The organism is Pseudomonas lalkuanensis (assembly GCF_008807375.1).
In the GTDB taxonomy this organism is placed as follows: Bacteria; Pseudomonadota; Gammaproteobacteria; order Pseudomonadales; family Pseudomonadaceae; genus Metapseudomonas; species Metapseudomonas lalkuanensis.
This window is the reverse complement of sequence record NZ_CP043311.1, coordinates 4,259,024-4,281,224: the sequence shown is the minus strand read 5'-3', so window position 1 is coordinate 4,281,224 and position 22,201 is coordinate 4,259,024. Positions and strand designations below refer to the sequence as shown.

22 protein-coding genes are annotated in these 22,201 nt (G+C 65.9%); 6 read left to right on the top strand and 16 right to left on the bottom strand.

Annotation, left to right across the window (positions count from 1 at the left end; all coding sequences use genetic code 11):
• Positions 1-70 precede the first annotated feature (70 nt).
• A complete protein-coding gene (locus tag FXN65_RS19930; RefSeq protein ID WP_151135646.1) occupies positions 71-1,150 on the top strand; it encodes a methionine ABC transporter ATP-binding protein in 1,080 nt (359 codons plus the stop codon).
• Entirely contained in the window at positions 1,134-1,787 is a 654-nt protein-coding gene (locus FXN65_RS19925) for a methionine ABC transporter permease (protein WP_151135644.1), read from the top strand. The genes FXN65_RS19930 and FXN65_RS19925 overlap by 17 nt, the downstream gene beginning before the upstream one ends.
• Before the next feature lie 207 nt (positions 1,788-1,994).
• Here the strand turns inward: FXN65_RS19925 and FXN65_RS19920 are convergent, their stop codons facing one another.
• Entirely contained in the window at positions 1,995-2,408 is a 414-nt protein-coding gene (locus FXN65_RS19920; RefSeq protein ID WP_151135642.1) for an anti-virulence regulator CigR family protein, read from the bottom strand.
• 232 nt (positions 2,409-2,640) lie between these two features.
• Here FXN65_RS19920 and FXN65_RS19915 point away from each other — a divergent pair, with 232 nt between their 5' ends.
• Positions 2,641-3,132, top strand: coding sequence for a hypothetical protein (locus FXN65_RS19915; protein WP_394351252.1), 492 nt, complete (start codon positions 2,641-2,643; stop codon positions 3,130-3,132).
• Positions 3,133-3,183: 51 nt separating this feature from the next.
• Here the strand turns inward: FXN65_RS19915 and fahA are convergent, their stop codons facing one another.
• Positions 3,184-4,488, bottom strand: coding sequence for a fumarylacetoacetase (fahA, locus tag FXN65_RS19910; protein WP_151135638.1), 1,305 nt, complete (start codon positions 4,486-4,488; stop codon positions 3,184-3,186).
• A 1-nt stretch (position 4,489) separates the two neighbouring features.
• On the bottom strand, positions 4,490-5,785 hold the full coding sequence (hmgA, locus tag FXN65_RS19905; RefSeq protein ID WP_151135636.1) for a homogentisate 1,2-dioxygenase: 1,296 nt from the start codon (positions 5,783-5,785) through the stop codon (positions 4,490-4,492).
• Positions 5,786-5,887: 102 nt separating this feature from the next.
• On the opposite strand from hmgA, the gene FXN65_RS19900 reads away from it, so the two are divergent.
• Positions 5,888-6,676, top strand: a complete 789-nt coding sequence (locus FXN65_RS19900; protein ID WP_151135634.1) for an IclR family transcriptional regulator — start codon at positions 5,888-5,890, stop codon at positions 6,674-6,676.
• A 26-nt stretch (positions 6,677-6,702) separates the two neighbouring features.
• Here the strand turns inward: FXN65_RS19900 and FXN65_RS19895 are convergent, their stop codons facing one another.
• Positions 6,703-7,590: a neutral zinc metallopeptidase gene (locus FXN65_RS19895; protein ID WP_151135632.1), complete on the bottom strand. Its 888-nt coding sequence runs from the start codon at positions 7,588-7,590 to the stop codon at positions 6,703-6,705.
• Positions 7,591-7,745: 155 nt separating this feature from the next.
• Between FXN65_RS19895 and FXN65_RS19890 the strand changes: the two genes are divergently transcribed.
• Both FXN65_RS19890 and FXN65_RS19885 read left to right on the top strand, forming a co-directional pair.
• Complete coding sequence (locus tag FXN65_RS19890) at positions 7,746-9,050, top strand: ATP-binding protein (RefSeq protein ID WP_394351251.1); 1,305 nt, start codon at positions 7,746-7,748, stop codon at positions 9,048-9,050.
• Positions 9,051-9,054: 4 nt separating this feature from the next.
• A complete protein-coding gene (locus FXN65_RS19885; protein WP_151135630.1) occupies positions 9,055-9,969 on the top strand; it encodes a response regulator in 915 nt (304 codons plus the stop codon).
• 245 nt (positions 9,970-10,214) lie between these two features.
• On the opposite strand, the gene FXN65_RS19880 is transcribed toward FXN65_RS19885, so the two are convergent.
• The 12 genes from FXN65_RS19880 to FXN65_RS19825 all read right to left on the bottom strand — a co-directional run bounded on the left by FXN65_RS19880 (position 10,215) and on the right by FXN65_RS19825 (position 22,032).
• The gene (locus FXN65_RS19880; protein ID WP_151135628.1) at positions 10,215-10,466 is read right to left on the bottom strand and encodes a hypothetical protein; all 252 of its coding nucleotides are present in this window, start codon (positions 10,464-10,466) and stop codon (positions 10,215-10,217) included.
• 98 nt (positions 10,467-10,564) lie between these two features.
• Positions 10,565-11,941, bottom strand: a complete 1,377-nt coding sequence (locus FXN65_RS19875; RefSeq protein ID WP_151135626.1) for an ATP-binding protein — start codon at positions 11,939-11,941, stop codon at positions 10,565-10,567.
• A complete protein-coding gene (locus FXN65_RS19870) occupies positions 11,938-12,600 on the bottom strand; it encodes a response regulator (protein ID WP_151135624.1) in 663 nt (220 codons plus the stop codon). Before FXN65_RS19870 ends, FXN65_RS19875 begins: the two co-directional genes overlap by 4 nt.
• 9 nt (positions 12,601-12,609) lie before the next feature.
• Positions 12,610-13,251: a tetratricopeptide repeat protein gene (locus FXN65_RS19865; protein WP_151138888.1), complete on the bottom strand. Its 642-nt coding sequence runs from the start codon at positions 13,249-13,251 to the stop codon at positions 12,610-12,612.
• The gene (locus FXN65_RS19860; RefSeq protein WP_151135622.1) at positions 13,251-14,057 is read right to left on the bottom strand and encodes an SDR family oxidoreductase; all 807 of its coding nucleotides are present in this window, start codon (positions 14,055-14,057) and stop codon (positions 13,251-13,253) included. The genes FXN65_RS19865 and FXN65_RS19860 overlap by 1 nt, the downstream gene beginning before the upstream one ends.
• A complete protein-coding gene (locus FXN65_RS19855; RefSeq protein ID WP_151135620.1) occupies positions 14,044-14,718 on the bottom strand; it encodes a TenA family transcriptional regulator in 675 nt (224 codons plus the stop codon). The genes FXN65_RS19860 and FXN65_RS19855 overlap by 14 nt, the downstream gene beginning before the upstream one ends.
• On the bottom strand, positions 14,715-16,184 hold the full coding sequence (locus FXN65_RS19850; protein WP_151135618.1) for an AMP-binding protein: 1,470 nt from the start codon (positions 16,182-16,184) through the stop codon (positions 14,715-14,717). The genes FXN65_RS19855 and FXN65_RS19850 overlap by 4 nt, the downstream gene beginning before the upstream one ends.
• Entirely contained in the window at positions 16,174-16,848 is a 675-nt protein-coding gene (locus FXN65_RS19845) for a thermostable hemolysin (protein ID WP_151135616.1), read from the bottom strand. The genes FXN65_RS19850 and FXN65_RS19845 overlap by 11 nt, the downstream gene beginning before the upstream one ends.
• Before the next feature lie 280 nt (positions 16,849-17,128).
• A complete protein-coding gene (locus FXN65_RS19840) occupies positions 17,129-17,614 on the bottom strand; it encodes an adenosine-specific kinase (RefSeq protein ID WP_151135614.1) in 486 nt (161 codons plus the stop codon).
• A gap of 203 nt (positions 17,615-17,817) precedes the next feature.
• Complete coding sequence (gene hppD, locus FXN65_RS19835; RefSeq protein WP_151135612.1) at positions 17,818-18,894, bottom strand: 4-hydroxyphenylpyruvate dioxygenase; 1,077 nt, start codon at positions 18,892-18,894, stop codon at positions 17,818-17,820.
• Between the two features lie 142 nt (positions 18,895-19,036).
• Positions 19,037-19,669 (bottom strand): maleylacetoacetate isomerase, encoded by a 633-nt coding sequence (gene maiA / locus FXN65_RS19830; protein ID WP_151135610.1) that lies wholly within the window; start codon positions 19,667-19,669, stop codon positions 19,037-19,039.
• 278 nt (positions 19,670-19,947) lie between these two features.
• Positions 19,948-22,032 carry an LTA synthase family protein gene (locus FXN65_RS19825; protein WP_151135608.1) on the bottom strand — a complete coding sequence of 695 codons (2,085 nt, stop codon included), beginning with the start codon at positions 22,030-22,032 and terminating at the stop codon, positions 19,948-19,950.
• Positions 22,033-22,201: the final 169 nt, after the last annotated feature.

Genomic DNA, 22,201 nt, shown 5'->3' with positions numbered 1-22,201 from the left:
TAAATTGCGAATGAATTCGCTCCCACAGCACCGGACCTACAGGATTCAACGGAATTACGAGAGGCCCCATATGGTCAGTTTCAACCGCAACATCAGCCTGGACCTGCCGCATATCCGCCTGCAGGGGCTGGGCAAGGCCTATCAGGGCAGCAAGGGGCCGGTGCAGGCGCTGCAAGGCATCGACCTGGAAATCCGCCGGGGTGAGGTGTTCGGCATCATCGGCCGCAGCGGCGCGGGCAAGTCGTCGCTGATCCGCACCCTCAACCGCCTGGAAAACCCCACCAGCGGCCAGGTGGTGATCGACGAAGAAGACATCGGCCAGTTCGACGAGAAGCAGTTGGTAATGCTGCGCCGTCGGGTCGGCATGATCTTCCAGCACTTCAACCTGATGTCGGCCAAGACCGTCTGGCAGAACGTCGCGTTGCCGCTGAAGGTCGCTGGCGTCGCCAAGGCCGATATCGAGCGCAAGGTCAGTGAACTGCTGCAACTGGTGGGGCTGGCGGACAAGCGTGATGCTTACCCGGCGCAGCTCTCGGGCGGGCAGAAGCAGCGCGTCGGCATTGCCCGTGCGCTGGTGCATCAGCCGGAAATCCTGCTCTGCGACGAAGCCACCTCGGCGCTGGACCCGGAAAGCACCCAGGCCATCCTTGCCCTGCTGCGCGATATCAACAAGCGCCTGGGGCTGACCATCGTGCTGATCACCCACGAGATGGCGGTGATTCGCGAAATCTGCGACCGCGTGGTGGTGCTGGAGCGTGGGCAGGTGGTGGAGCAGGGCGAAGTCTGGCGTGTGTTCGGCGACCCGCAGCACGAGGTCACCCGCACCCTGCTGGGGACCCTGCGCCATGACCTGCCGGAAGACCTGCTGGCGCGGTTGGTCAACCAGCCCGCCGACGGCGCGAGCGACCTGCTGCTGGACCTGCATTTCACCGGCGCCAGTGGCCGTGAGCCGGACCTTCTGGCCATCGCCCAGGCGCTGGGGACGCGGGTGAGCCTGGTGCATGGTGGCATCGATCGCATCCAGGGTCGTGCCCAGGGGCATCTGCTGCTCAGCGCTTCACTGGCGGGAGCGGGCGGCCTGGCGCTGCTGGAGCGAGCACGGCCCCTGGCGGACAAGGCGGAGGTGCTCGGCTATGTCGCCCATGCTTGATCGCTTGCTGCAGGGCATCCTCGACACCTTGCTGATGATTGGCGCTTCGTCGCTGATCGTGTTCCTGGTGGGCATTCCCCTGGCCCTGGTGCTGGTCACCAGCGGACCTGGCGGCATCTTCGAGGCCCGCACGCTGAACCGCATGCTGGGCAGCGTGGTGAACGTGCTGCGCTCGATTCCCTTCCTGATCCTGATGGTGGCGCTGATTCCCTTCACCCGCCTGATCGTCGGGACCAGCTACGGGGTCTGGGCGGCGGTGGTGCCGCTGACCATCGCTGCAACGCCGTTTTTCGCGCGCATTGCCGAAGTCAGCCTGCGGGAAGTGGATTTCGGCCTGGTGGAGGCGGCCCAGGCCATGGGCTGCCAGCGTCGCCACATCATCTGGAATGTGCTGCTGCCGGAAGCGCGGCCGGGCATCGTTGGTGGCTTCACCATTACCCTGGTGACCATGATCAACTCATCCGCCATGGCCGGCGCCATCGGTGCGGGCGGGCTGGGCGACCTAGCCTATCGCTACGGTTACCAGCGCTTCGACACCCAGATCATGCTGACGGTGATCATCCTGCTGGTGGTGCTGGTGACCCTGATCCAGTTCGGCGGGGACCGCCTGGCGCGGTTGCTGAACAAGCGGGCGTAGGCCGCGCGCATCCGGACTCCCCACGCACGTTCGTAGGTTGGCGTAGAGCGAAGCGAAACCCAACAGCGCGAGGTTGAGCTTCACTTCGATGGGCTTCGCTGCGCTCGGACCAGCCTGCGGGCAACTGCGCGGCCATTCGCGAATGCATTCACGCCCACGGATCGGGGCGGGGCTTCCCCTCTCCTTTTGTGGGAGAGGGGGGGAATCTCAATCCATCACGTCCTGCAGCACTTCGTAGATGATCCCGGTGGCCACCGCGACCAGGATCAGGTCGGTGCCGGCACGGACCCAGTCGTAACCCTCGTAGTGGGGCAGGCGGTTGACCAGCCGGCCGTCGAGCTTCTTGGCGATCCCCGGCGGCAGCGGTTTGCCGCGTGCCAGGTTTTTCTGGATACCTGGTGGCAGGGCCTGGGCCGGACCCCAATAGTCACGATTGTTGTCGAGAATGACGCGGATGCCGCCGATATCCACCTGCGGGCCGCCGGACCAGTTGTTGCCTTGGGAGCTGGATTGGCCCTTGTCATGCCCCTTGCCTTTGCCGGGGTCCGCCAGCAGGGCGGGTGAGCCGGTGACGAGCGCAATGCTGGTGAGAGCGGCGATCAGGGTGCGGGTTGTAATCATGTCCTTGGCCTCCATGGGGCTTTTCCCTTTGCTGATGGACTGCGAATGCAGGGGCGAGTGCCGCAACTATTGCAGAAATTTCTCTGGCTTGACGTGTGCAGTTTTGCGATGACGTTCATGTTTTCCCCACCGGATGTCGACCGGACCTTCCGTTCGTCTCCCGGCGGCGAACCCGCGTGCGGGAAAGGAGTCACAGGGCATACCGAGGAATAACGCCTGTGGAGGCTCCAAATTGATCACTAAGAAAACCCTGTTGGCCGCAGCCACCTGTGCGATGGTCCTTGCGGCGGGTACCGTCCTGCCCGGCGGTGCATCCCTGGTTGATTCCGCCTACGCCCGAGGCAACGGGGGCGGAAACGGTGGAGGAAATGGTGGCGGCAACGGTGGTGGCCATGGCGGCGGCCATGGTGGTGGCTTCGGCGGTGGTATGGGTGGCGGCCATGCCGGCACTCACGATGGCAAGGGTCATGGCTACGGCAAGAGCGCCGATCACACCGGCAAGGCCACCCGCAATGGCGAAGACAAGGGCAATCGCTACGGCAGCCTGCGCAATGACGATAACGGCCATGGCTATGCCACGTCCGCTGTGGCCCGGGACAAGGACAGCCGCGGCCTGGCCAACGCCCGTGCGGTTGCCGATACCACGCCTGGCGACCACAACTCCGATGGCCTGGGCAAGGCGGGCGTTTCTTCCAGCAAGAACGACGGCAAGAGCCATCGCTAGAGCCATCGCTGGAAATGAAAGGGGCAACCGGTTGGTTGCCCCTTTTTCATTTCAGCGTGCCGCCAGCAACACGCCCCGGCATTCGCCGAAGCCGATGCCCGGATAGCCTTCCCGCTGGCAACGGGCGCGCAGGATCACTTCGTCGCCGTCCTCCAGGAAGGTGCGCTGCTCGCCGCCGGGCAGGGTGATCGGCTGCTTGCCGCCGAAGGTGCTCTCCAGCAGGCTGCCGAAGGCCTGCGGTTCCGGGCCCGAGAGGGTGCCGGAGCCGAACAGGTCGCCGGCCTGCAGCTTGCAACCGCCGACGCTGTGGTGGGCAACCATCTGCGCCACGGTCCAGTACATGTTCAGGGTGTTGCTCAACGCCAGACGATGGGGTGCCAGGCCCTGCTCGCGCATGGCGGGGGTGAGGATCAGCACTTCCAGTTCGATGTCGAAGGCGCCTTTGGCCTGGTCGGCGTCGTCCAGCAGGTAGGGCAGGGGTTGCGGGTCGCCTTCCGGACGGGCCGGCTGGGCGGCGCGGAAGGGTTCCAGGGCTTCAGCGGTGACCACCCAGGGGGACACCGTGGTGCCGAAGTTCTTCGCCAGGAACGGGCCGAGGGGCTGGTATTCCCAGGCCTGCACGTCGCGGGCGGACCAGTCGTTGAGCAGGCAGTAGCCGGCGATGTGCTGCTGGGCGTCGGCGATGGCGATGGACTCGCCCATCTCGTTGCCCTGGCCGATCCAGATACCCAGTTCCAGTTCGTAGTCCAGGCGCTTGCTGGGGCCGAAGGCCGGCACTTCGTTGCCCGGCGGCAGGGTCTGGCCCAGCGGGCGGCGTACCGGGGTGCCGGACACGCAAACGGTGGACGCACGGCCGTGGTAGCCGATGGGCACGTACTTGTAGTTGGGCAGCAGCGGGTTGTCCGGGCGGAACAGGCGGCCGACGTTGTTGGCGTGGTGGATGCCCACGTAGAAGTCGGTGTAGTCGCCCACTTTCGCCGGCAGGTGCAGCTGGCAGGTGGACGCGGCCGGCAGCAGGGCCTGGCCCATGGCTTCCAGGCGCTCCCGGGCGCTGCTGCCTTCGGCCAGCAGGTCCTGCAGCTGCGCCCGCAGGGCGCGGCGCGCCGAGGCGCCGAGGGCGAAGAAGGCATTCAGGCTGTCGCCGCAGGCGGAGCGGGCCGCTTCGGCGGCTTCACCGCTGAACAGGCCGGCGTCGCTGGCCACTTTCAGGTCGAAGATGGCGTCGCCGATGGCCACGCCGCCACGCGGCGTGGCGCTCGCCGGGCTGAAGACGCCCAGCGGCAGGTTCTGCAGGGGGAAGTCCGGGTGGCCGTTGGCGGAGGCGATCCAGCTACGGCGATTGTCTGTCTGGGTCATGTCAGATCCTGCCCTTGTCGAAGGTCTTGGCCATGCCGGCCCAGCATGCATCGTAGTCGCTCTGTAGCTGCGGGCATTCCAGCGCGTACTGGCTGGGGCGCAGCACGCGGCTGGTCTCGAACATGAAGGCCATGGTGTTGTCGATCTTGTGCGGTTTCAGATCGGCGGCGATGGCGGCGGTGGTGGTGGCGTTGTCCGGGCCGTGGGCGCTCATGCAATTGTGCAGCGAGGCGCCACCCGGGGCGAAGCCTTCTGCCTTGGCGTCGTAGGCGCCCTGAATCAGGCCCATGAATTCGTTCATCAGGTTGCGGTGGAACCACGGCGGACGGAAGGTGCTCTCGGCCACCATCCAGCGCGGCGGGAAGATCACGAAGTCGACGTTGGCCTGGCCGTGGGTGTCGCTGGGCGAGGTGAGCACAGTGAAGATCGACGGGTCCGGGTGGTCGTAGCTCACCGTGCCGATGGTGTTGAAGCGGCGCAGGTCGTACTTGTACGGCACGTTGTTGCCGTGCCAGGCGACCACGTCCAGCGGCGAGTGGTCGAGGGTGGTGCCCCAGAGTTCGCCAAGGAACTTCTGCACCAGCTCCACCTTCCCATCGATTTCTTCGTAGTGGGCGACCGGGGTGAGGAAGTCCCGCGGGTTGGCCAGGCCGTTGCTGCCGATGGGGCCGAGGTCCGGCAGGCGCAGGGCGGCGCCATGGTTCTCGCAGATGTAGCCACGGGCGCTGGCATCCAGCAGTTCGACACGGAATTTCATGCCGCGCGGGATCACCGCGATTTCCAGAGGCTCCACATCCAGCAGGCCCAGCTCGGTCGCGATGCGCAGGCGACCCTGCTCGGGAACGATCAGCAGTTCGCCATCGGCATTGAAGAACACCCGCTGCATCGAGGCGTTGGCGCGGAACAGGTGCACGCTGACGCCCGAGGCCTGTTCGGCGTCGCTGATGGCGGCGATGGTCAGCAGGCCGTCGATGAAGTCGGTGCGCTCGGCGGGAATGTCATGCGGGTTCCAGCGCAGGCGGTTGGGTGTCACCGGACCCAGGCGGCTGCCGGCGATCTGGCGTTCCAGGCGCTGGTACTGCGGATGGTTGGCCGAAGGCTTGATGCGGTACATCCAGGTGCGCCGGGCCTCGCTGCGCGGCACGGTGAAGGCGGTGCCCGAAAGCAGCTCGGCGTAGAGGCCGTAGGGCACTTTCTGCGGGGAGTTCTGGCCGACGGGCAGGGCGCCGGGCAGCGCTTCGCTGTTGAATTCGTTGTTGAAGCCGGACTGGTAGGTGAGCGGAGCAGGGGAGACCATGGTGACCTCGCAGTTTTTGTAATTAGATTACGCATAACGTAATTTGAAAGGAAAAAGGGGTCAAGCTATAACAGCGCCCTCCACACCGACCAAGGCCATGACATGACGAGCGAGAACGACAGCGCGGGCGCACCGCGGCGGCAGAAGGTGCAGGCCGCCGAAGTGGGCACTGACATCCTCAAGGGGCTGGCGGAACTGGCGCCGGCCACCTCGCTGTCGAAGCTGGCCGAGCACGTCGGCATGCCGGCGAGCAAGGTGCATCGCTACCTGCAGGCGCTGATCGCCAGCGGGTTCGCCGAGCAGGACGCCACCACCAATCACTATGGTCTCGGCCGCGAGGCGCTGCTGGTCGGATTGGCGGCCATTGGGCGGCTGGACGTGGTGAAGGTGTCCATGCCGCACCTGGCGGAGCTGCGCGACACGCTGAACGAAACCTGTTTCCTTGCTGTGTGGGGGAACAAGGGGCCGACTGTGGTTCACGTCGAACAGGCCCTGCGCGCGGTGACCCTGGTAACCCAGGTGGGTTCGGTACTGCCGTTGCTGGGTTCCTCCACTGGCCTTGTGTTCAACACCTACTTGCCCGAGGCCGAAACCGCCTTCCTGCGGGACGAGGAAATGGCCCAGCCAGGGGCGCCCGCCGCCGCAGGGCTGCAGGAACAGATGGCGCAGATCCGCGCCACCGGGCTGCACCCGGTGCATGGGCTGTTGATGCCGGGCGTGAATGCGTTGTCGGCGCCGCTGTTCGCGACCGGCAGCAAGCTCGCGGGGGTGATCACGGTAGTCGGGGCTGCCAGTGTGTTCAGCGCCGATACCGAAGGCTCCGCCGCCGAGCGCCTGCACCGGGCGGCCGAAGCCATCAGTCTGCGAATGGGTGGGCGGCAGCCGGCCTGAGCGATTCCCGGCCTGCCGGGCGATCGCTATTCCTCGACCGTGAACAGCTTGCTGCACTCCCTCGGGTCGCCGGAGTCGATGCCGACGTTCAGCCAGCGCAGGCGTGCCGCCGGATCGGGCAGGTCCAGCGGGTCGGCCATGGGCGGCAGGCCCGCGCCGACGCGCGCGGCGTCTCGTTCGCGCACGGCCCTGAGTGCTGCTTCCAGCTGCTCGGGCTCCAACCAGGCGTACTTGCGCCGCGCATAGCTGATCCAGCTGCCCACCAGGCAGTCCGCCACCAGTTCCTGGGTTATCCGCAGGCTCTCGCGGCCCTGGGCAGGGGCCAGGTCGGCATTGAGATCCCTGAACCACCCCACCACGCCCACGAGCTTCTGGATGTGGTGCGCGGCGGCGTGGGCCACCACGTAGCTGCGCGCGAGATCGCCCACCTGGGGAGCGTGCTTCTGCAGGTCGTCCAGGTAGCCCATGTCGAGATAGAGGTGCGAGGTGCTGGAGCAATACAGCGGCCCGCTGAAGGTGCCCTTCAACTGGCAGGGTGATTCCAGCCGGTCACGGAAGCTCACCACCTTGGGTCGCTTGTAGGCGTAGTCGGCGCGGGCGAGGAATTCGCCCCAGATGTCCTCGATGCTGTCGAGCATCAGGGTGGCCAGTTCCTGAGAGTCGGCCGGTGCCTGCTGCATGGCGGCGGGGGACGGCGAGACGGCCGGCTTCGCCGCTGCGGCCGGATCCTCGATCACCTTCTCGGGGAATGCCGGCGGTGGGGGCTTCAACCGGTCGATCATGTGCGCGGGGCCGAACGCCAGGTAGACCGCCACTCCTGCCAGCGCAACGATGATCAGCAACCACGACAGCCCGCGCAGCAGTCGGAGCAGCAACCCCTTGCGGGGACTCGTGGTGGCGGCTTTTTCGGGCATATCGATGGGCTCCGGGGGTGTCGAGATTCAGTGTTGTCGCTTCCGTGCAACCACGCCATGTTTTCGTCTGTCTCGTGCGTGAGACATCTGTCACATGATGGCAACCTGCTGCTGCTTGAATGCCCGGCACTCATCAGCCGCCCGGAGTACCGATCATGGCAGCCGAAAGCAGTCTGGCTCGCCTGCTCAAGACCGTGGATCCCCTGACCCCGGACATGAGCATCAGTGATGTGGCCGATCGCCTGCTGACCCCTGAGCACAAGGCCTTCCTGTCCCTGCCGGTGGTGGACGGACAGGGGATGCCGCTGGGCCTGGTCAGCCGCTACAGGTTGCAGGACATCTTCATGCAGCGTTTCGGCCGTGACCTCTGGGGTCGCCGTCCGGCGTCCGACGTGATGAACCCGGCACCGCTCACCGTCGCCCTGGCCAGTGGCCTGGAGCTGGCGGCCAAGCAGGTCACCGGGCACTTGCAGTACCCGATAACCGAAGATTTCATCCTGGTGGACGAGCAGGGACGCTACCTGGGACTCGGTACGGTACTGGACCTGCTGAAAGCCATGGAAATGCGTATCGCCCAGCGCAACCGGGTGCTGCGCCAGGCACTGGTGGATCTGAAGGAATCCCAGAACCAGCTGGTGCATTCGGAGAAGATGGCGTCCCTCGGCCAGATGGTGGCCGGTGTCGCCCACGAGCTGAATACCCCGCTGGGCTACGTGAAGAACAACGTGCAACTGATGGAAGCGCTGACCACGCCACTGTTCGCCCTGGCCGAGAGCCAGGCCGCGCTCGCCGCCTGCCTGGCAGACCCGGCCTGCGACGAGAACCGCCTGGCCGATGCCCTGGAACGCGCCGCCGCCAGTCGCGAGGAGGCCGCCCCTGAGCTACTGGCCGGCGACCTGCGCCAATTGTTCGGCGACACCCTCTACGGCATTGGCCAGATCGCCGAGCTGGTTTCCGGCCTCAAGGATTTCGCTCGCCTCGACCGCGCCATGAGCGAAGAGGTGGACCTCAACGAGTGCATCCGCAGTGCCCTGCTGATCGCGCGCAACAACATCAAGGACAAGGCCGAGGTGTCCCAGATGCTGGGCGAGCTGCCCCGCATCACCTGTGCCCCGTCGCAGATCAACCAGGTCTTGCTCAACCTCTTCACCAACGCCGCCCAGGCCATGGACGAACCGGGGCGCATCCAGATACGCAGCTGGGCCGACGAGGCCGGCGTGTTCATTTCAGTGCAGGACAGCGGTCGCGGGATGCCACCGGAAGTCATGCGACGCATCTTCGATCCCTTCTTCACCACCAAGCCGGTGGGCGAGGGGACCGGGCTGGGGTTGTCCATCAGCTACAAGATCATCCGTGACCACGGCGGCAGCATCCGCGTGGCCTCGGAGCCGGGGCGCGGAACGCGCTTTCTCATCAGCCTGCCGCGCAATCCGGCGGTCGAACTGAAACGGAGTGCCTGAGTCCATGTCGTCATCCGTCCGCATTCTCTTCGTCGATGACGAGGAGCGCATCCTGCGCAGTCTGGCGCTGCAGTTCCGCCGCCAGTACGAGGTGATTACCGAGAGCGACCCGCTGCGCGCGCTGGAGCGGCTCAAGGACGAGTCGGTGCAGATCATCGTCAGCGACCAGCGCATGCCGGGCATGAGCGGCGCCGAACTGCTGGCACGCTCGCGGGAGATCGCACCGGAATGCCTGCGCATCCTGCTCACCGGCTATTCGGACCTGGATGCCGCGGTTGAAGCGCTGAACAACGGCGGCATCTTCCGCTACCTGACCAAGCCCTGGGACCCGCAGGAAATGGCCTTCACCCTGCGCCAGGCGGCGGAGATCGCCCTGCGCCAGGCCGCCGCGCCGGTCACCACCGCCACCAGCAACCTGGCGGCGCCGCTTAACCTGCTGCTGCTCGATGATGACCCGGAAACCCTGCACTGCCTCCGGGCCTTCTGCCAGTCCGGCGGCCACCGCCTGCTCCGCGCCCACAGCCTGAGCGAAGCGCTGGTGACCCTGAACCTGGAACCGGTGGACCTGCTGGTCAGCGACCTCAAGCTGGGCGGTGAGGACATGGCGCCGCTGCTGAAATCACTGGCCCAGGCCCACCCGCGCCTGCTCAGCCTGGTGGTGACGCCGTTCCGCGACACCCAGGCGCTGCTCAAGCTGATCAACGAAGCGCAGATCTTCCGCTACCTGCCCAAACCCATCCGCCGCGGCCTGTTCGAAAAGGGCCTGAAGGCCGCCGCCGAGCAGGCCTTCCTCTGGCGCGCGCAGACGCTGGAAATGATCCCGCGCATGGCCGACGTGCCGAAGGAAGCCAGTGAGAACCAGCGCGTCGGCAGCCTGCTGGGGATGCTGGCGCGTCTGCGCGAGCGGGTGATTGCCTGAGGCACTGATCCCCTTTCGACTGCGAAGGGCAGACCTTCGGCCTGCTTGGCGATTGAAATCGCCCCCACAAGAGCGGAACCGCCCCGCAGCACCGAAGGCCGGGCGGGAGTCACCCCTCTCCCATTGGGAGAGGGGCCGGGGGTGAGGGATATAGACAGGCTCGAACCATCCGGCGAGCCCATTTCCTTGTAGGGTCAGATCCGCCCCGAGGGATGAGGAGTGCCGCGAAGGTCGAGCGGGGCCGCTCAGTACTTGATATCCCGCGCTCTTTCGCGCCCTTGCTGCTTGGTCTGGCGCTTGTCCTGGCGGCATTCGGCGTTGTACTGCACGTCGGCGGCGCGGCAGTCCTGTTTGATCTGGCGTGCATCCTGGCGGGTTTCCTGGCGGACCTCCCGCGCGGCGCGGCGCTGTTGGGCCTGCTCGGTGGCCGAGGATGCGCCTGTCGAAACCAGCAGGAACATCGTAGCCAGGAGAACAGTTAGACGAGGAGTGCGCATGGCATTGCCTCCCTTGGCGAAGAGGGTGTGCTGTTTGAGTACAGCCGATTTGGCGCGCAGCTGCTGCGATTCCGCGGAGCGGTAGGCTCGGTCCGGCGTTATCCGGGCGCCAGCCGGGGCAGCTTGAGGTCGGCGCAGGTTCCGCCGCCTTCACGGTTGTACAGGGTGATGCTGCCGCCCAGGCGGGTGGCGATCATCTGCACGATGGCCAGGCCAAGGCCGGCGCCCTGGGGGTTGTCCTGGCTGTAGAAACGCTCGAACAGGCGTTCCAGTCGGGCTTCATCGATACCGGGGCCCTGGTCTTCCACGCGCAGCAGGAAGAAGTCCCGGCCGTCTGGCAGCAGGCTGACCTTCACCTCGCCGCCGGGCGGGGAGAAGTTGGTGGCGTTGGTCACCAGGTTCTGCAGGGCGATACCGATGGCGGCGGCGTCGCTGGTGGTGTGGAAGTCGTCGTCGGTCACTTCCAGGGCCAGTTCCAGGCCCTTGTCCAGCAGCAGGGGCGTCAGCTCGGCCAGGTGCTCGCGGACCAGGTGTGCCAGGTCCAGGCACTGCCATTTCTGCCGCGCCAGTTCCGGCTCCACCCGCGCCATGGTGAGCAACTGGTTGACCACCCGGGTCAGGCGGTCAACGCCGACGGTGAGAAAGCGCAGGGCCTCGGCACGCTGTTCGTCGCTGGTGGCTTCCAGGGCGTTCTGCGCATGCAGGCGCAGCACCGCCAGCGGGGTGCGCATCTCGTGGGCGGCGTCGCCGATGAAGCGCCGTTCGCGCTGGAGCATCAGCTCGATCTGCGCCAGCAGGCGGTTGATTGCCGCCTGCATGGGTTCCAGTTCCTTCGGCAATGGCACGATCTGCAGGGGTGCCAGGGATTCGGCGTGGCGGCTGCGGATCACCCGCGCCATGTTCTGCAGCGGCAGCAGACCCCAGCCGATGGCCAGCCAGACCAGCGCCGCGAGGACGAGAATGCCCACCATGTTGGGCCCCAGGGTATGGCGGACGATGCGCTGTACCAGGTCCTGGCGCACGTCGTCGCGTTCGCCCACCCAGATCAGCAGGCCCTGTTCCGGGTCGGGCAGGACGAAGCCGCGCCAGTGGTGGCCGGCCAGTTGGATGCTATGGAATCCGGTCTTCAGCGGTGCGTGGTCGAAGGGCGGGGCGCTGGGCGATTGCACCAGGCTTCGGCCGTCCTTGCTCCAGACGTGGAAGGCCAGCTTGCTCTCGTAGGGATGGCCAACCTTGCGGGGGGCGGCGCTGCTCAGGGCGTCGTTGAAGGAGCGGTAAAGCTCGTCCTGCTCGGGCTTGGTCAGGGGCATGCGCATCACGCCCATCAGCAGGCGCGCGTTCTGCGCCAGATGGGCATCGTAGATCTCTTCGATCTCATGGCTGCTGTCGCGGTAGTTGAAGTAGGCGATGAGCAGGGTGCCGAGCAGCAACAACACCATCACCAGCCACAGGGTGCGGCGGCGCAATGAGGTCATGGGCGTCCGTCCACCAGGTAGCCGATGCCGCGCACGGTGCGGATGAGGTCGCTGGAGAGCTTCTTGCGCAGGTGGTGGATATGCACTTCCAGGGTGTTGCTTTCCGCTTCCTCGTCCCAGCCGTAGAGGGCCTGCACCAGGCGTTCCCGGGTCATGACCTTGCCCGGTTGCGAGAGCAGTTCGTGGAGCAGCTGGTACTCCTTGGGCGTCAGGGCGACCGGGCTGCCCTGGTAGCTGACCTGCTGGCTGGCGGGGTCGAGTACAACGCCGTTGTGTTCGATCAGCACTTGCGGCCGGCCGGCGCTGCGGCGCAGCAGGGCGCGCAGGCGGGCCTTGAGTTCATTGAGGTCGAAGGGTTTGACCAGGTAGTCGTCCGCTCCCGCGTCGAGACCGAGGATGCGGTCTTCGGTAGCGTCGCGGGCGGTGAGCACCAGCACCGGCAGCGTGGAGCCACCGGCGCGCAATTGCTGCAGGACCTGAAGGCCGTCCAGGCGCGGCAGACCGAGGTCGAGTATCGCCAGGTCGAACTCTTCGGTCTGCAGGGCGTGCAGGGCGCTGGCGCCGTCGGTCAGCCAGTCGATTGTGTAGCCTTCCTGGCGCAGGCCGGCGCGTACGCCGGAGCCGAGGGCATTGTCGTCTTCGACGAGAAGCAGTCGCATGGGCGTCCTTCAGGGGTTGCCGATTTCCTGCAGTAAAGCATCGATCTCCCGCTGACGTCCCTGGTCGGCCAGCTCGCGACCGGGGCGCGGGGCGGCGGTCTTGGCCTTGAGCAGCGCCTCGCGCGCCTGCTGCGGGTGGCCCTGGCGGTAGAGGTGGTCGCCCCAGAAGTACAGGCTGTCGATGCCGGCCGGATTGATCTCCAGGGCCTTGCGCAGCAACTGGTCGGCCTTGTCTTCGTCGCCGAAGCTGACAGGCCAGCCGGGCACCCGGTCGTACAGCGCGCCGAGACTGGTGTAGGCCGACCCCTGCAAGGCGTTCGGGTCGAGCTGGATGGCGCGCTCCAGGGCGTCGCGGGCGTCCTTGACCTTGCCCAGGGCGCCCAGGCCGCCTTCGGCGCCGGCCCAGCTGCTGGTGACGATGCCGTGCCAGATCCAGGCTTCGGCGGAGTTCGGGGCGCTGCGGGTGAACGCGCCGCTCTGGGCGGCGAGCTTCTCGAATTCGGTGGCGCGATGCTGCTCCATCACCTGGTACTGGATTTCCGCCCAGCGCTGCTGGATCGCCGCCAGGCGCTGATTGCCGGTTTCGTCCAGGGCCCAGGCGGGGATGCTGAGCATCAGGAAGAGGCCGAGGGTGCCGATGAGCTTGTTCATCATGGATGGTCCTTACCGTGGTGGGCACCGCTGAAGCGGCGGATGATCGGCAGTTGCTTGGACAGCGCCCGATCTACCACGCCGGGCAGCATGCCGTTGAGGCGGACGAAGAATTTCTCCGGCCAACCCAGGTAAACCTCGCTGAGGTCCTTCTCGATGGCCGCGATCACCGCCCGGGCCACCTGATCCGGCTCGTCCACACCGACCTTGAGTTCGGCATTCAGCGCCATGGCGGCCTGGCTGTTCATGCTGGTGCGGGTGGCGCGCGGGGCGACGTAGAGGACGTTCACAGGGGTGTCCGCCAGCTCGCGGCGCAAGGCCTCGGAGAAGCCGCGCAGGGCGAACTTGCTGGCGCAATAGACAGCGTAGCCGGGATAGCCGATGGAGCCGTAGATGGAGCCGACGTTGACCACCAGGGCGTGGCTCTGCTGGCGCAGCAGCGGCAGCAGGGCTCGGGTCAGTTGCACGGTGGCGGTGACGTTGAGGGCGAGCATGTCCTCGATCTGACTGTCGTCCACCTGCTCCAGCATGGCGAAGCAGTTGACCCCGGCGGCATTCACCAGGACATCGATGCCGCCCATGCCACGCGCGACTTCCAGTACCCGCTGGCGTCCCTGGACCTGGCGCAGGTCTGCACCGGTCCAGACCAGTTGCTGCTGATAGCGCGCACGCAGCGGCGCCAGGGCTTCCGGCTGCCTGCTCACGGCCATCACCTGGGCACCGCGCGCGCAGAGCTGTTCGGCCAGGGCCAGGCCGATGCCGCCGCTGGCGCCGGTGAGCAGTACCCGGCAATCAGCGAGACGCATGGGACACCTCGCCCGCGCGGGGCAGGCCGCGGAACATGTCGGCATAGAGCTGGTAGACCACTTTGGCGGCATGGATCACCGCCTGCTGGTCGCCTTCGTCGTCGAGGCGGTCCATCAGCCCGCGGTAGGTGGCCATGTGGTCCTGGTCGAGCTCGCCGTGGGAGGACAGGTAGCTGAAGGCGTCGGCCGGCAGGCCGAGGCTCTCGCGGATGCTGCCGGCAGCGTGGGTGGCCAGGGCGATGCTGGTGCCTTCCAGCACGTTGACCATGCCGAACAGGCCCACCGGATTGCTGCGGGCGATCTGGTCGTAGAGGAAGGCCACCATCAGCTCGATGGGCAGCGAGGGGCGGCTGTTGCTCACGGCTTCAGGGTCGCCGCCGCAGGCCGCGATGTCGTTCAGGATCCAGCGCTCGTGACCGTATTCTTCGTCGATGTATTCGCACACCGCGCCGCGCAGCCATTCCAGCCGCGAAGGCAGGCGCGCGCCACAGGCCATCATCAGCGGCACGGTGTGGCGGACATGGTGGTAGGCCTGGCCGAGGAAGGCACGGTAGCCCTCCAGGCTGACCTCACCGGCCAGCGCCTCGCGTATGACCGGGACGCTGAACAGTGCCTCTCGCTCCTGGGCGGTGGCGGCTTGCAGTTGATCGAAGAAACTCATCGTCTTACCTCGTTCTCAAGTTCGTTCAGGGGGCCGCGGTAGCGCGCAAGGATGGCCTCGCGGCGCAGGCGGCCATTGGTGGTGAGCAGGTCGTCGGCGGCGTTGAATGGCGTGGGCAGGCGCCGCCATGCCTTGACCCGTGCGTAGTCGGGCAGGGCGGCGTTGGCGCTGGCCACGGCATCGGCCAGGGTCTGCGCATCGCAGTTCGGGTCCAGTGGCCAGAGCAGCGCGAGGTTGCCGGGCAGGCCTTCGCCGTGGACGAAGGCCTGGGCGATCACGCCGCGCTGGGTCAGCTCGGCCTCCACCCAGTCCGGGTTCACGTTGCGGCCGAAGCTGGTGATGAACTGGTGTTTCTTGCGGCCCTTGAGGTGCAGGTAGCCGTCGGCGTCGACCTCGCCCAGGTCACCCGTGGGCCACCAGCCGCCGGCAAAGGGTGCTTCGCCCAGGTAGCCGAGCAGGGTGGAGCCGCTGACCTGCACTTCGCCGTCGTCCGCCAGGCGCACCCGGACATGGGGCAGGGGCTGGCCGACGCTGCCCGGACGCACGGCATCGGGGCGGTTCAGACAGACCACTGAGGCGCATTCGGAGAGGCCATAGCCTTCGAACACCGGCAGCCCGACCCGCGCGGCGCGGGCCAGCAGGTCCGGCGAGACCCGCGCACCACCCACGGCGACGAAGCGGAATTGCGCGGCACTCAGGTGGCCCTGTTCGATGGCGGTAACCAGGCCCAGCAACAGCTGCGGCACCAGGATCAGGCTCTGGGCACTGCTGAGGACGACGGTGGCGAGCAGCTTCGGCCAGTCCACCCCGCTGGCGCCCTGGATGCCCATCTGCCGCTGCGGCAGCAGGGTGACGCAGGCGCCGGCCAGCAAAGCCGCGTAGATGCCGAGGTTCTCCAGCAGCACCGCCAGCGGCAGCACCGCCAGGTAGTGGGCCGGGGCGCAGGGGCGGCTGGCGACTTCCAGTTCATGGGCGACCCGCAGCAAGGCATCGGCGCCCAGGCAGACGCCCTTGGGCTGGCCGGTGGTGCCCGAGGTGTAGGTGACCTTGAGGGTGCCGGCGGGCAGGGTTGGCTGGCCCTGTCCGGGCTTTCGCCAGAAGGTGCCGTCAGACTGGAAGCCGGCGCCTTCCAGCTCGTTGGCGAAGCCGGCGTCCAGCACCGCGAGGCGGACCTGGCATTGTTCCAGGCAGTGGGCACGTTGCGCGGGGCTGAAGAAGGGCGGCAGGATCAGGCAGGGGCGCCCGCTGAATAGCGCTGCCAGGTCCCAGATCAGCGCCTCCGGGCCATTGTCCAGGCCGAGGGCGAGTAGACCCTCGGGTTCGGCGCGCAGCAGGCCTTCCCGCTGTTCCACTTCGGCCAGCAACTGGGCATAGGTGTAGCGCCGGGTGTCGCCGCGCAGGGCCAGGGGTTGCGGCAGGTGGCTGGCGTGTTTGCGCAGGATTTCGCGAAAGGTTTCAGGCTGCATGGTGGGCCGTCTCGTCGGCTTCGGGAAAGCCCAGGCGCGCGATCACGCCAGTGCGTTGCAACTGCTCGAAGCCGAGGTGGATGTTGCCGGTGAACACCTGGGGTTTCTGCTCGTAGTAGGAACCCCATTGCCCCTGGTCTTGGCCCAGGCGGCTGGGGTTTGCCTCGCCAATATGCAGGGGATCCAGACCCAGGCGGTGGAAGCTGTTGATCAGTGCTGGAGCACCGGTGAACACCACCCACTCCAGGCCACGCTGGTGCAGCAGCCAGGTGACGGCAACGATGATCAGGCGCGCATTGCCGGCGCTTATCGACGCCAGGTTGCCCACTTCCACCACTTGCCGGCGCTCCACTGGGAGGCCGGTCAGGCTGGCGATCCGGGATTCGACCGGCGCTTCCAGGTACTGCTCGAGAAACAGGGTCTCCTGGCCGGCGAGGCGGATGCCGGCCACGGCGCTGAGAGCCCCGTGGAAGTTGCGCATGCTCAGCAGCTCCGGCATGTACTGGTGGATATCGGCGCCGTGGGCGCTGAGAAAGCGGCGATGGACGAAGTCTTCGACCTGGCCACGCCCTGCGTCACCGGCCAACAGCAGGGACAGGTAGTGTTGCTGCGACTTGTGACCGAAACGGAATGGGAACAGGTCGTTCCACTCGGCGCTGTTCATCGTTGCCCTCCGGGCGCTTGGCTTGTTGAGGGGCAGTATCCGCACGAAGTCTTAAGGGACCCTGAAGACGACGCCTTGCGCGCCTGTCGACAAGCCTTCATCCCGCTGACATGGGGATGTCATCCGCGTGGGGCATCCTGCTCGCAGGAACAGAAAGGGCACAGGAAGTGTCAGGGTGCAAACTGAAGCTGCCGGCGATGGCAGCTTTTTTTTGCGCGCTTGCTGACTGAGCGCGGTCATGGCAGATGGCAGTCGCGCCCGGGTCGAGCGCTGCCCGGACTCAGAGCTTGTAGCCGATCTGCCGCAGCAGGCCCTTGCGCCAGGCGATGTCTGCTTCGCCTTCAACACCACGGGGCGAGAAGCCGTCCACCACACCGAGCACGCCGCGCCCCTGGTCGGTTTCGGCCAGGATCACCTGGGTCGGATTGGCGGTGGCGCAGTAGATGCGGCAGACCTCCGGCACCAGCTTCAGGCTGTTGAGCACGTTGACCGGGTAGAAGCCTTCGCCGAGAAAGATGATGAAGCTGTGCCCGGCGCCGATGGCCAGGGCATTCCTGCTGGCCAGTTCGAGCATGGCGTCGTCGGTGCCGGAACAACGCACCAGGCAACTGCCCGATGCCTCGCAGAAGGCCAGCCCGAAGCGGATGCCGGGTACGGCGCCCACCAGGGTTTCGTGGATGTCTTCGACGGATTTGATGAAGTGGGTCTGGCCGAAGATGAAGTTGATCGACTCCGGCTTGTCGATGCTGACGCTGACGAGTTGCATGTGAAGCGCCTCCAACCCCCATGGAAAGCATAGTCAGGTGTCCGGAGTCTCGGAATGTGCGCTTCTGTAGGGGGCGCCGTGCGCACCGGCTGTTCTGCACGGTAGTTCCGGTGCGCGCGGCGCACCCGGCCGATGTCGTTCAGGGGCTTGGTAGGAAAGGAAAAACCCGGCATGAAGCCGGGTTTTTCGTAGCGGATAGCGCCTTATTCGGTGCTCAGCACACCGCGGCGGATCTGGTCGCGCTCGATGGATTCGAACAGGGCCTTGAAGTTGCCCTCGCCGAAGCCGTCGTCACCCTTGCGCTGGATGAACTCGAAGAACACCGGGCCCATCAGGGTTTCCGAGAAGATCTGCAGCAGCAGGCGCTTGTTGCCGCCTTCGGTGGTGCCGTCCAGCAGGATGCCGCGCGATTGCAGTTCGCCTTCCGGCTCGCCGTGGTTCGGCAGGCGGCCCTGGAGCATCTCGTAGTAGGTTTCCGGCGGCGCGGTCATGAAGCGCATGCCGAGGGCTTTCAGTTCGTCCCAGGTCTTGATCAGGTCGTCGGTGAAGAAGGCCACGTGCTGGATGCCTTCGCCGTTGAACTGCATCAGGAACTCTTCGATCTGCCCCGAACCCTTGGAGGATTCCTCGTTCAGCGGGATGCGAATCTTGCCGTCGGGGGCGGTCATGGCCTTGGAGGTCAGGCCGGTGTACTCGCCCTTGATGTCGAAGTAGCGGATCTCGCGGAAGTTGAACAGCTTCTCGTAGAAGTCCGCCCAGTACGCCATGCGGCCACGGTAGACGTTGTGGGTGAGGTGGTCGATCAGCTTCAGGCCGGCACCCTTGGGATGACGGTCGACGCCTTCGATGAACTCGAAGTCGATGTCGTAGATCGAGGAGCCTTCGCCGAAACGGTCGATCAGGTACAGAGGCGCGCCGCCGATGCCCTTGATCGCCGGCAGGCGCAATTCCATCGGTCCGGTGGGGATGTCGATGGGCTGGGCGCCCAGTTCCAGGGCGCGGGCGTAGGCCTGGTGGGCGTTCTTCACGCGGAAGGCCATGCCGCACACGGACGGGCCGTGCTCGGCGGCGAAGTAGGCGGCCTGGCTCTTGGGCTCGTTGTTGAGGATCAGGTTGATTTCGCCCTGGCGATACAGGTGCACGTCCTTGGAGCGGTGGGTGGCGACCTTGGTGAAGCCCATCATCGCGAAGATGGGTTCCAGGGTGTTCGGGGTGGGGGATGCGAATTCGATGAATTCAAAGCCCATCAGGCCCATGGGGTTTTCGAAGATGTCAGCCATTTTTTGGCACCTCAAGCATTTGATTGGAAGTATGGGTCAATGCGAGGTGGCAGTCGGTGGCGCGCAGGAAATGCCGCGTACGCTGCGGGCGAGGTAGTCGCCGATGGTGACTTTGAATCCGAGGCTTTTCATGGGCGTGGCCTCAGGCCGGCTTGTCGGCTTGCTGGTCGGGGTGCGCCTGGACGAAGGCCGGATGCTGGAGGGCAAGGCGTTCGACCCGGGCGATCTTCGGATAGTTTGACAGGTCCAGCTCGAAGCGGCGTGCGGCATAGACCTGCGGTAGCAGGTAGACGTCGGCCAGGCCCGGTTCACCGAAGCAGAAACCTTCATCACCTATCAGGGTTTCGACCGCGTTGAAGCCTTCGGCGATCCAGTGACGAATCCAGTTCATCACCTCGGCTTCCTCCAGCTTCAGGCCGCGCAGGCGGTTGAGCACGGCGACGTTGTGCAGCGGATGGATATCGCAACCGATGATGGCCGCCACCGCGCGCTGGCGGGCGCGCGCTTCCAGGCCCCGGGGCAGGAGGGCGGGTTGCGGGTAGCGCTCTTCGAGGTATTCGATGATGGCGGGGGACTGCGTAAGGACCTGGCCGTCGTCAGTGCGCAGGCTGGGCACACGGCCTTGCGGATTGAGCGCCTTGTACTCGGGCTTGTGCTGCTGGCCGCCGTCCTGGATCAGGTTCACCGGGATATGCCGGGCTTCCAGGCCCTTCAGCGCCAGGGCGATGCGCACCCGGTAGGAAGAGGTGGAGCGGTAATAGGTATAGAGGTCCATGGCAATCGCTCGGCGGCAGGCGTTCCGGTGCGAGGTCCGGGTGCCAGCATTATTGTTTTCGTAATCAATTTACACTTTGCGTAATTTGCGGGCTGGGGGCGGGGCTGTCAAGCGCGACGCTACGAGGGGCACGGTCTTGTAGGAGCGATTTCAAGCGCGAATCGGGCCGCCGGCCCGACAGGTGCCGGGGTGCACCGACACGCAGCCTTTCGCGAATGAATTCGCTCCCACAACAGAGACCGAAAAAGAAGGCCCCGCATCGAGCGGGGCCTGGTTCATCACTGGTTCTGCTTGGCGTCCTGGACGCCGGCCGTGTTGTTCAACAGGCTGCCGGTGGCGGTCTGCAGGAAGGCTTCCAGGTACTTCTGCAGGCGCGGATCGCTGTCGCCAGGTATGCGCACGGCTTTGGCGTCGGCACCCAGTTGGTACTGGTAGAGGCGGGGCGGGAAGTCCTTGGGCTGGATCAGGATGCGGTCGGCGCTGACGATGGCCACCGTCTGGTCGCTGCCCGACGGTTTGATCACGCCGATGCCCGGATCGCCTTCCGGCAGGTTCAGCAGGTCACGGCCCCAGCACTGGTGGCGTACTTCCCCGCCCAGGCGGCCCATGATGGTGGGCACGATGTCGATCTGGGTGGCGACGTTGTGGTTCAGGCTGCCGAACTTCTCCTGCACGCCCGGACCGATCAGCAGCAGCGGTACGTTGAAGCGGAACAGGTCCATTTCGGTGAGCTGCTTGTCGCTGCCGAAGCCGTGGTCGCCGACCACCACGAACAGGGTGTCCTTGAAGTAGGGCTCCTTGCGCGCCTTCTCGAAGAACTGGCCGAGGGCCCAGTCGGCGTAGCGCATGGCGGTCAGGTGCTCGTCATGGGCGCCGTAACCGGTGACTTTCTCCACCGGCAGCTGGGTGGGCAGGGCATAGGGCGTGTGGTTGGAGAGGGTCTGCAGCAGTGCGTAGAACGGCTTGTCGGCAGGCATCTTCGCCAGTTCGGCGGCGCCACGGTCGAACATGTCCTGGTCGGATACGCCCCAGGTCTTGTCCATGAACACCGGATTGACGAAGTCTTCGCGGCCGATGAAACGGGTCATGCCCTGGTTGCTGAAGAAGCCGGACTGGTTATCCCACTGGAAGTTGCCGTTGTAGACGTACAGGTCGTTGAAGTCGCGGGCGCTGAGCAGTTGCGGCAGACCGGAGAACTTGTGCGCGCCTTCGGGGGTGCGCATCAGGTACTCGAAGCTCGGCAGATTGGGGAAGCAGGCCATGGTGGCGAACATCCCCTGGTGGGTGTGGGTGCCGTTGGAGAAGAAACGGTCGAACAGCAGTCCCTCTTTGGCCAGCTTGTCGAAGTAGGGGGTGATGCCGGCGTCGCTGCCCATGGCACCGACCCAGCGGCCGGCGAAGCTCTCCATGAGGATCACCACGACGTTCCTGATCGGCAGGGTGCCGGCAGCCGGCGGGGTGAAGTCGCGGCGGATAGCGGCGGTGTCGGCGTCCACCAGCTTGTCGTTGGGGGTCAGCAGCATCTCGCGCACGCTGGCCAGGGCCTCGTCCTCGGGAAGGGTGGCCTTCCAGGCATTGTCGCGGTGGGACGAGAAGCTGTTCTTGGCTGCGTCCACCAGGGTGAGGGTGCCGTTCAGGCCCAGCTGGTTGGCGAACATCGAGTCGGTGGTGAAGGCATCGCCCCAGCGCAGCGGCGGTCCTTGGCGCATGTGGCCGCGGGCGGCAACCACCGCAACCACCAGGCACAGGGTGAACAGCAGGATGCGTGCGCCCCAGTGCGTGTGCGAGTGATGGTGCGCTTGGGAGCGTGCCTTGTTATGCCGCCGGCTCAGGCGGTCCAGTCCGCCGAACAGCTTGTATAACACCCAGGTGGCGAAGGCCCAGGCCAGCAGGTAGCGGCCGACGGGAAAACCGTTCCAGATCATGCTGGCGACGGTGCCCAGATCTTCCTGCATGTACTGGAAGACCAGGCTGTTCAGGCGTTGGTGGAACTCACGGTAGAAGTCGAGCTCGGCGATCCCGAGCAGCAGTGTCAGGCTGGCGAAGGCGGTCAGCCAGAGCTTGTAGGCGGTCCGCGCGGCTATGGCCCGGTGGCTCAGCAGGGCGAGGAACAAAGGGATGCAGGCGAACACCACCACACGGAGGTCGAAGCGCAAGCCGTTGTAGAAGGCCTCGACGAACACCGAAGCCGGGCTGTCGCCAATCTGGTCGCTGTTGTACACCAGCAGCGCCACTCGCAACAGGCTGTACATCACCAGCAGCGCACCAGCGCTGAGCAGGGTGAAGGCGAGGTGACTCTTGACGGTGGGGGTGTCCAGGTTGAACGAGGACTGCCGGGTGGCGACGGGTTCCTGTGCGGTCATGCGATCAAGCATCCAATGGTCTACTCAAGACGAGGCGGCGCCTCTGGAAGGAGAAGCGATGCCGGAGGCAAGAAGACCACCTGATGGCAATTTGGTTCCAGTAAGGCCCGCCGAGACCGACGGAATCTGCCAGAACGAATGTGAAGAAAACGTCGAATGCAGGATCGGC

Bases quoted from the DNA above. Each gene is read 5' to 3' on its own strand.
- FXN65_RS19865 (WP_151138888.1), bottom strand. From the start codon at position 13,251: ATGAACAAGCTCATCGGCACCCTCGGCCTCTTCCTGATGCTCAGCATC.
- FXN65_RS19925 (WP_151135644.1), top strand. From the start codon at position 1,134: ATGTCGCCCATGCTTGATCGCTTGCTGCAGGGCATCCTCGACACCTTG.
- FXN65_RS19900 (WP_151135634.1), top strand. From the start codon at position 5,888: ATGACGAGCGAGAACGACAGCGCGGGCGCACCGCGGCGGCAGAAGGTG.
- FXN65_RS19850 (WP_151135618.1), bottom strand. From the start codon at position 16,184: ATGCAGCCTGAAACCTTTCGCGAAATCCTGCGCAAACACGCCAGCCAC.
- maiA (WP_151135610.1), bottom strand. From the start codon at position 19,669: ATGGACCTCTATACCTATTACCGCTCCACCTCTTCCTACCGGGTGCGC.
- FXN65_RS19930 (WP_151135646.1), top strand. From the start codon at position 71: ATGGTCAGTTTCAACCGCAACATCAGCCTGGACCTGCCGCATATCCGC.
- FXN65_RS19855 (WP_151135620.1), bottom strand. From the start codon at position 14,718: ATGAGTTTCTTCGATCAACTGCAAGCCGCCACCGCCCAGGAGCGAGAG.
- FXN65_RS19875 (WP_151135626.1), bottom strand. From the start codon at position 11,941: ATGACCTCATTGCGCCGCCGCACCCTGTGGCTGGTGATGGTGTTGTTG.
- fahA (WP_151135638.1), bottom strand. From the start codon at position 4,488: ATGACCCAGACAGACAATCGCCGTAGCTGGATCGCCTCCGCCAACGGC.
- FXN65_RS19885 (WP_151135630.1), top strand. From the start codon at position 9,055: ATGTCGTCATCCGTCCGCATTCTCTTCGTCGATGACGAGGAGCGCATC.
- FXN65_RS19870 (WP_151135624.1), bottom strand. From the start codon at position 12,600: ATGCGACTGCTTCTCGTCGAAGACGACAATGCCCTCGGCTCCGGCGTA.
- FXN65_RS19845 (WP_151135616.1), bottom strand. From the start codon at position 16,848: ATGAACAGCGCCGAGTGGAACGACCTGTTCCCATTCCGTTTCGGTCAC.
- FXN65_RS19825 (WP_151135608.1), bottom strand. From the start codon at position 22,032: ATGACCGCACAGGAACCCGTCGCCACCCGGCAGTCCTCGTTCAACCTG.
- FXN65_RS19860 (WP_151135622.1), bottom strand. From the start codon at position 14,057: ATGCGTCTCGCTGATTGCCGGGTACTGCTCACCGGCGCCAGCGGCGGC.
- FXN65_RS19890 (WP_394351251.1), top strand. From the start codon at position 7,746: ATGGCAGCCGAAAGCAGTCTGGCTCGCCTGCTCAAGACCGTGGATCCC.
- hppD (WP_151135612.1), bottom strand. From the start codon at position 18,894: ATGGCTGACATCTTCGAAAACCCCATGGGCCTGATGGGCTTTGAATTC.
- FXN65_RS19840 (WP_151135614.1), bottom strand. From the start codon at position 17,614: ATGCAACTCGTCAGCGTCAGCATCGACAAGCCGGAGTCGATCAACTTC.
- FXN65_RS19895 (WP_151135632.1), bottom strand. From the start codon at position 7,590: ATGCCCGAAAAAGCCGCCACCACGAGTCCCCGCAAGGGGTTGCTGCTC.
- FXN65_RS19920 (WP_151135642.1), bottom strand. From the start codon at position 2,408: ATGATTACAACCCGCACCCTGATCGCCGCTCTCACCAGCATTGCGCTC.
- FXN65_RS19880 (WP_151135628.1), bottom strand. From the start codon at position 10,466: ATGCGCACTCCTCGTCTAACTGTTCTCCTGGCTACGATGTTCCTGCTG.
- hmgA (WP_151135636.1), bottom strand. From the start codon at position 5,785: ATGGTCTCCCCTGCTCCGCTCACCTACCAGTCCGGCTTCAACAACGAA.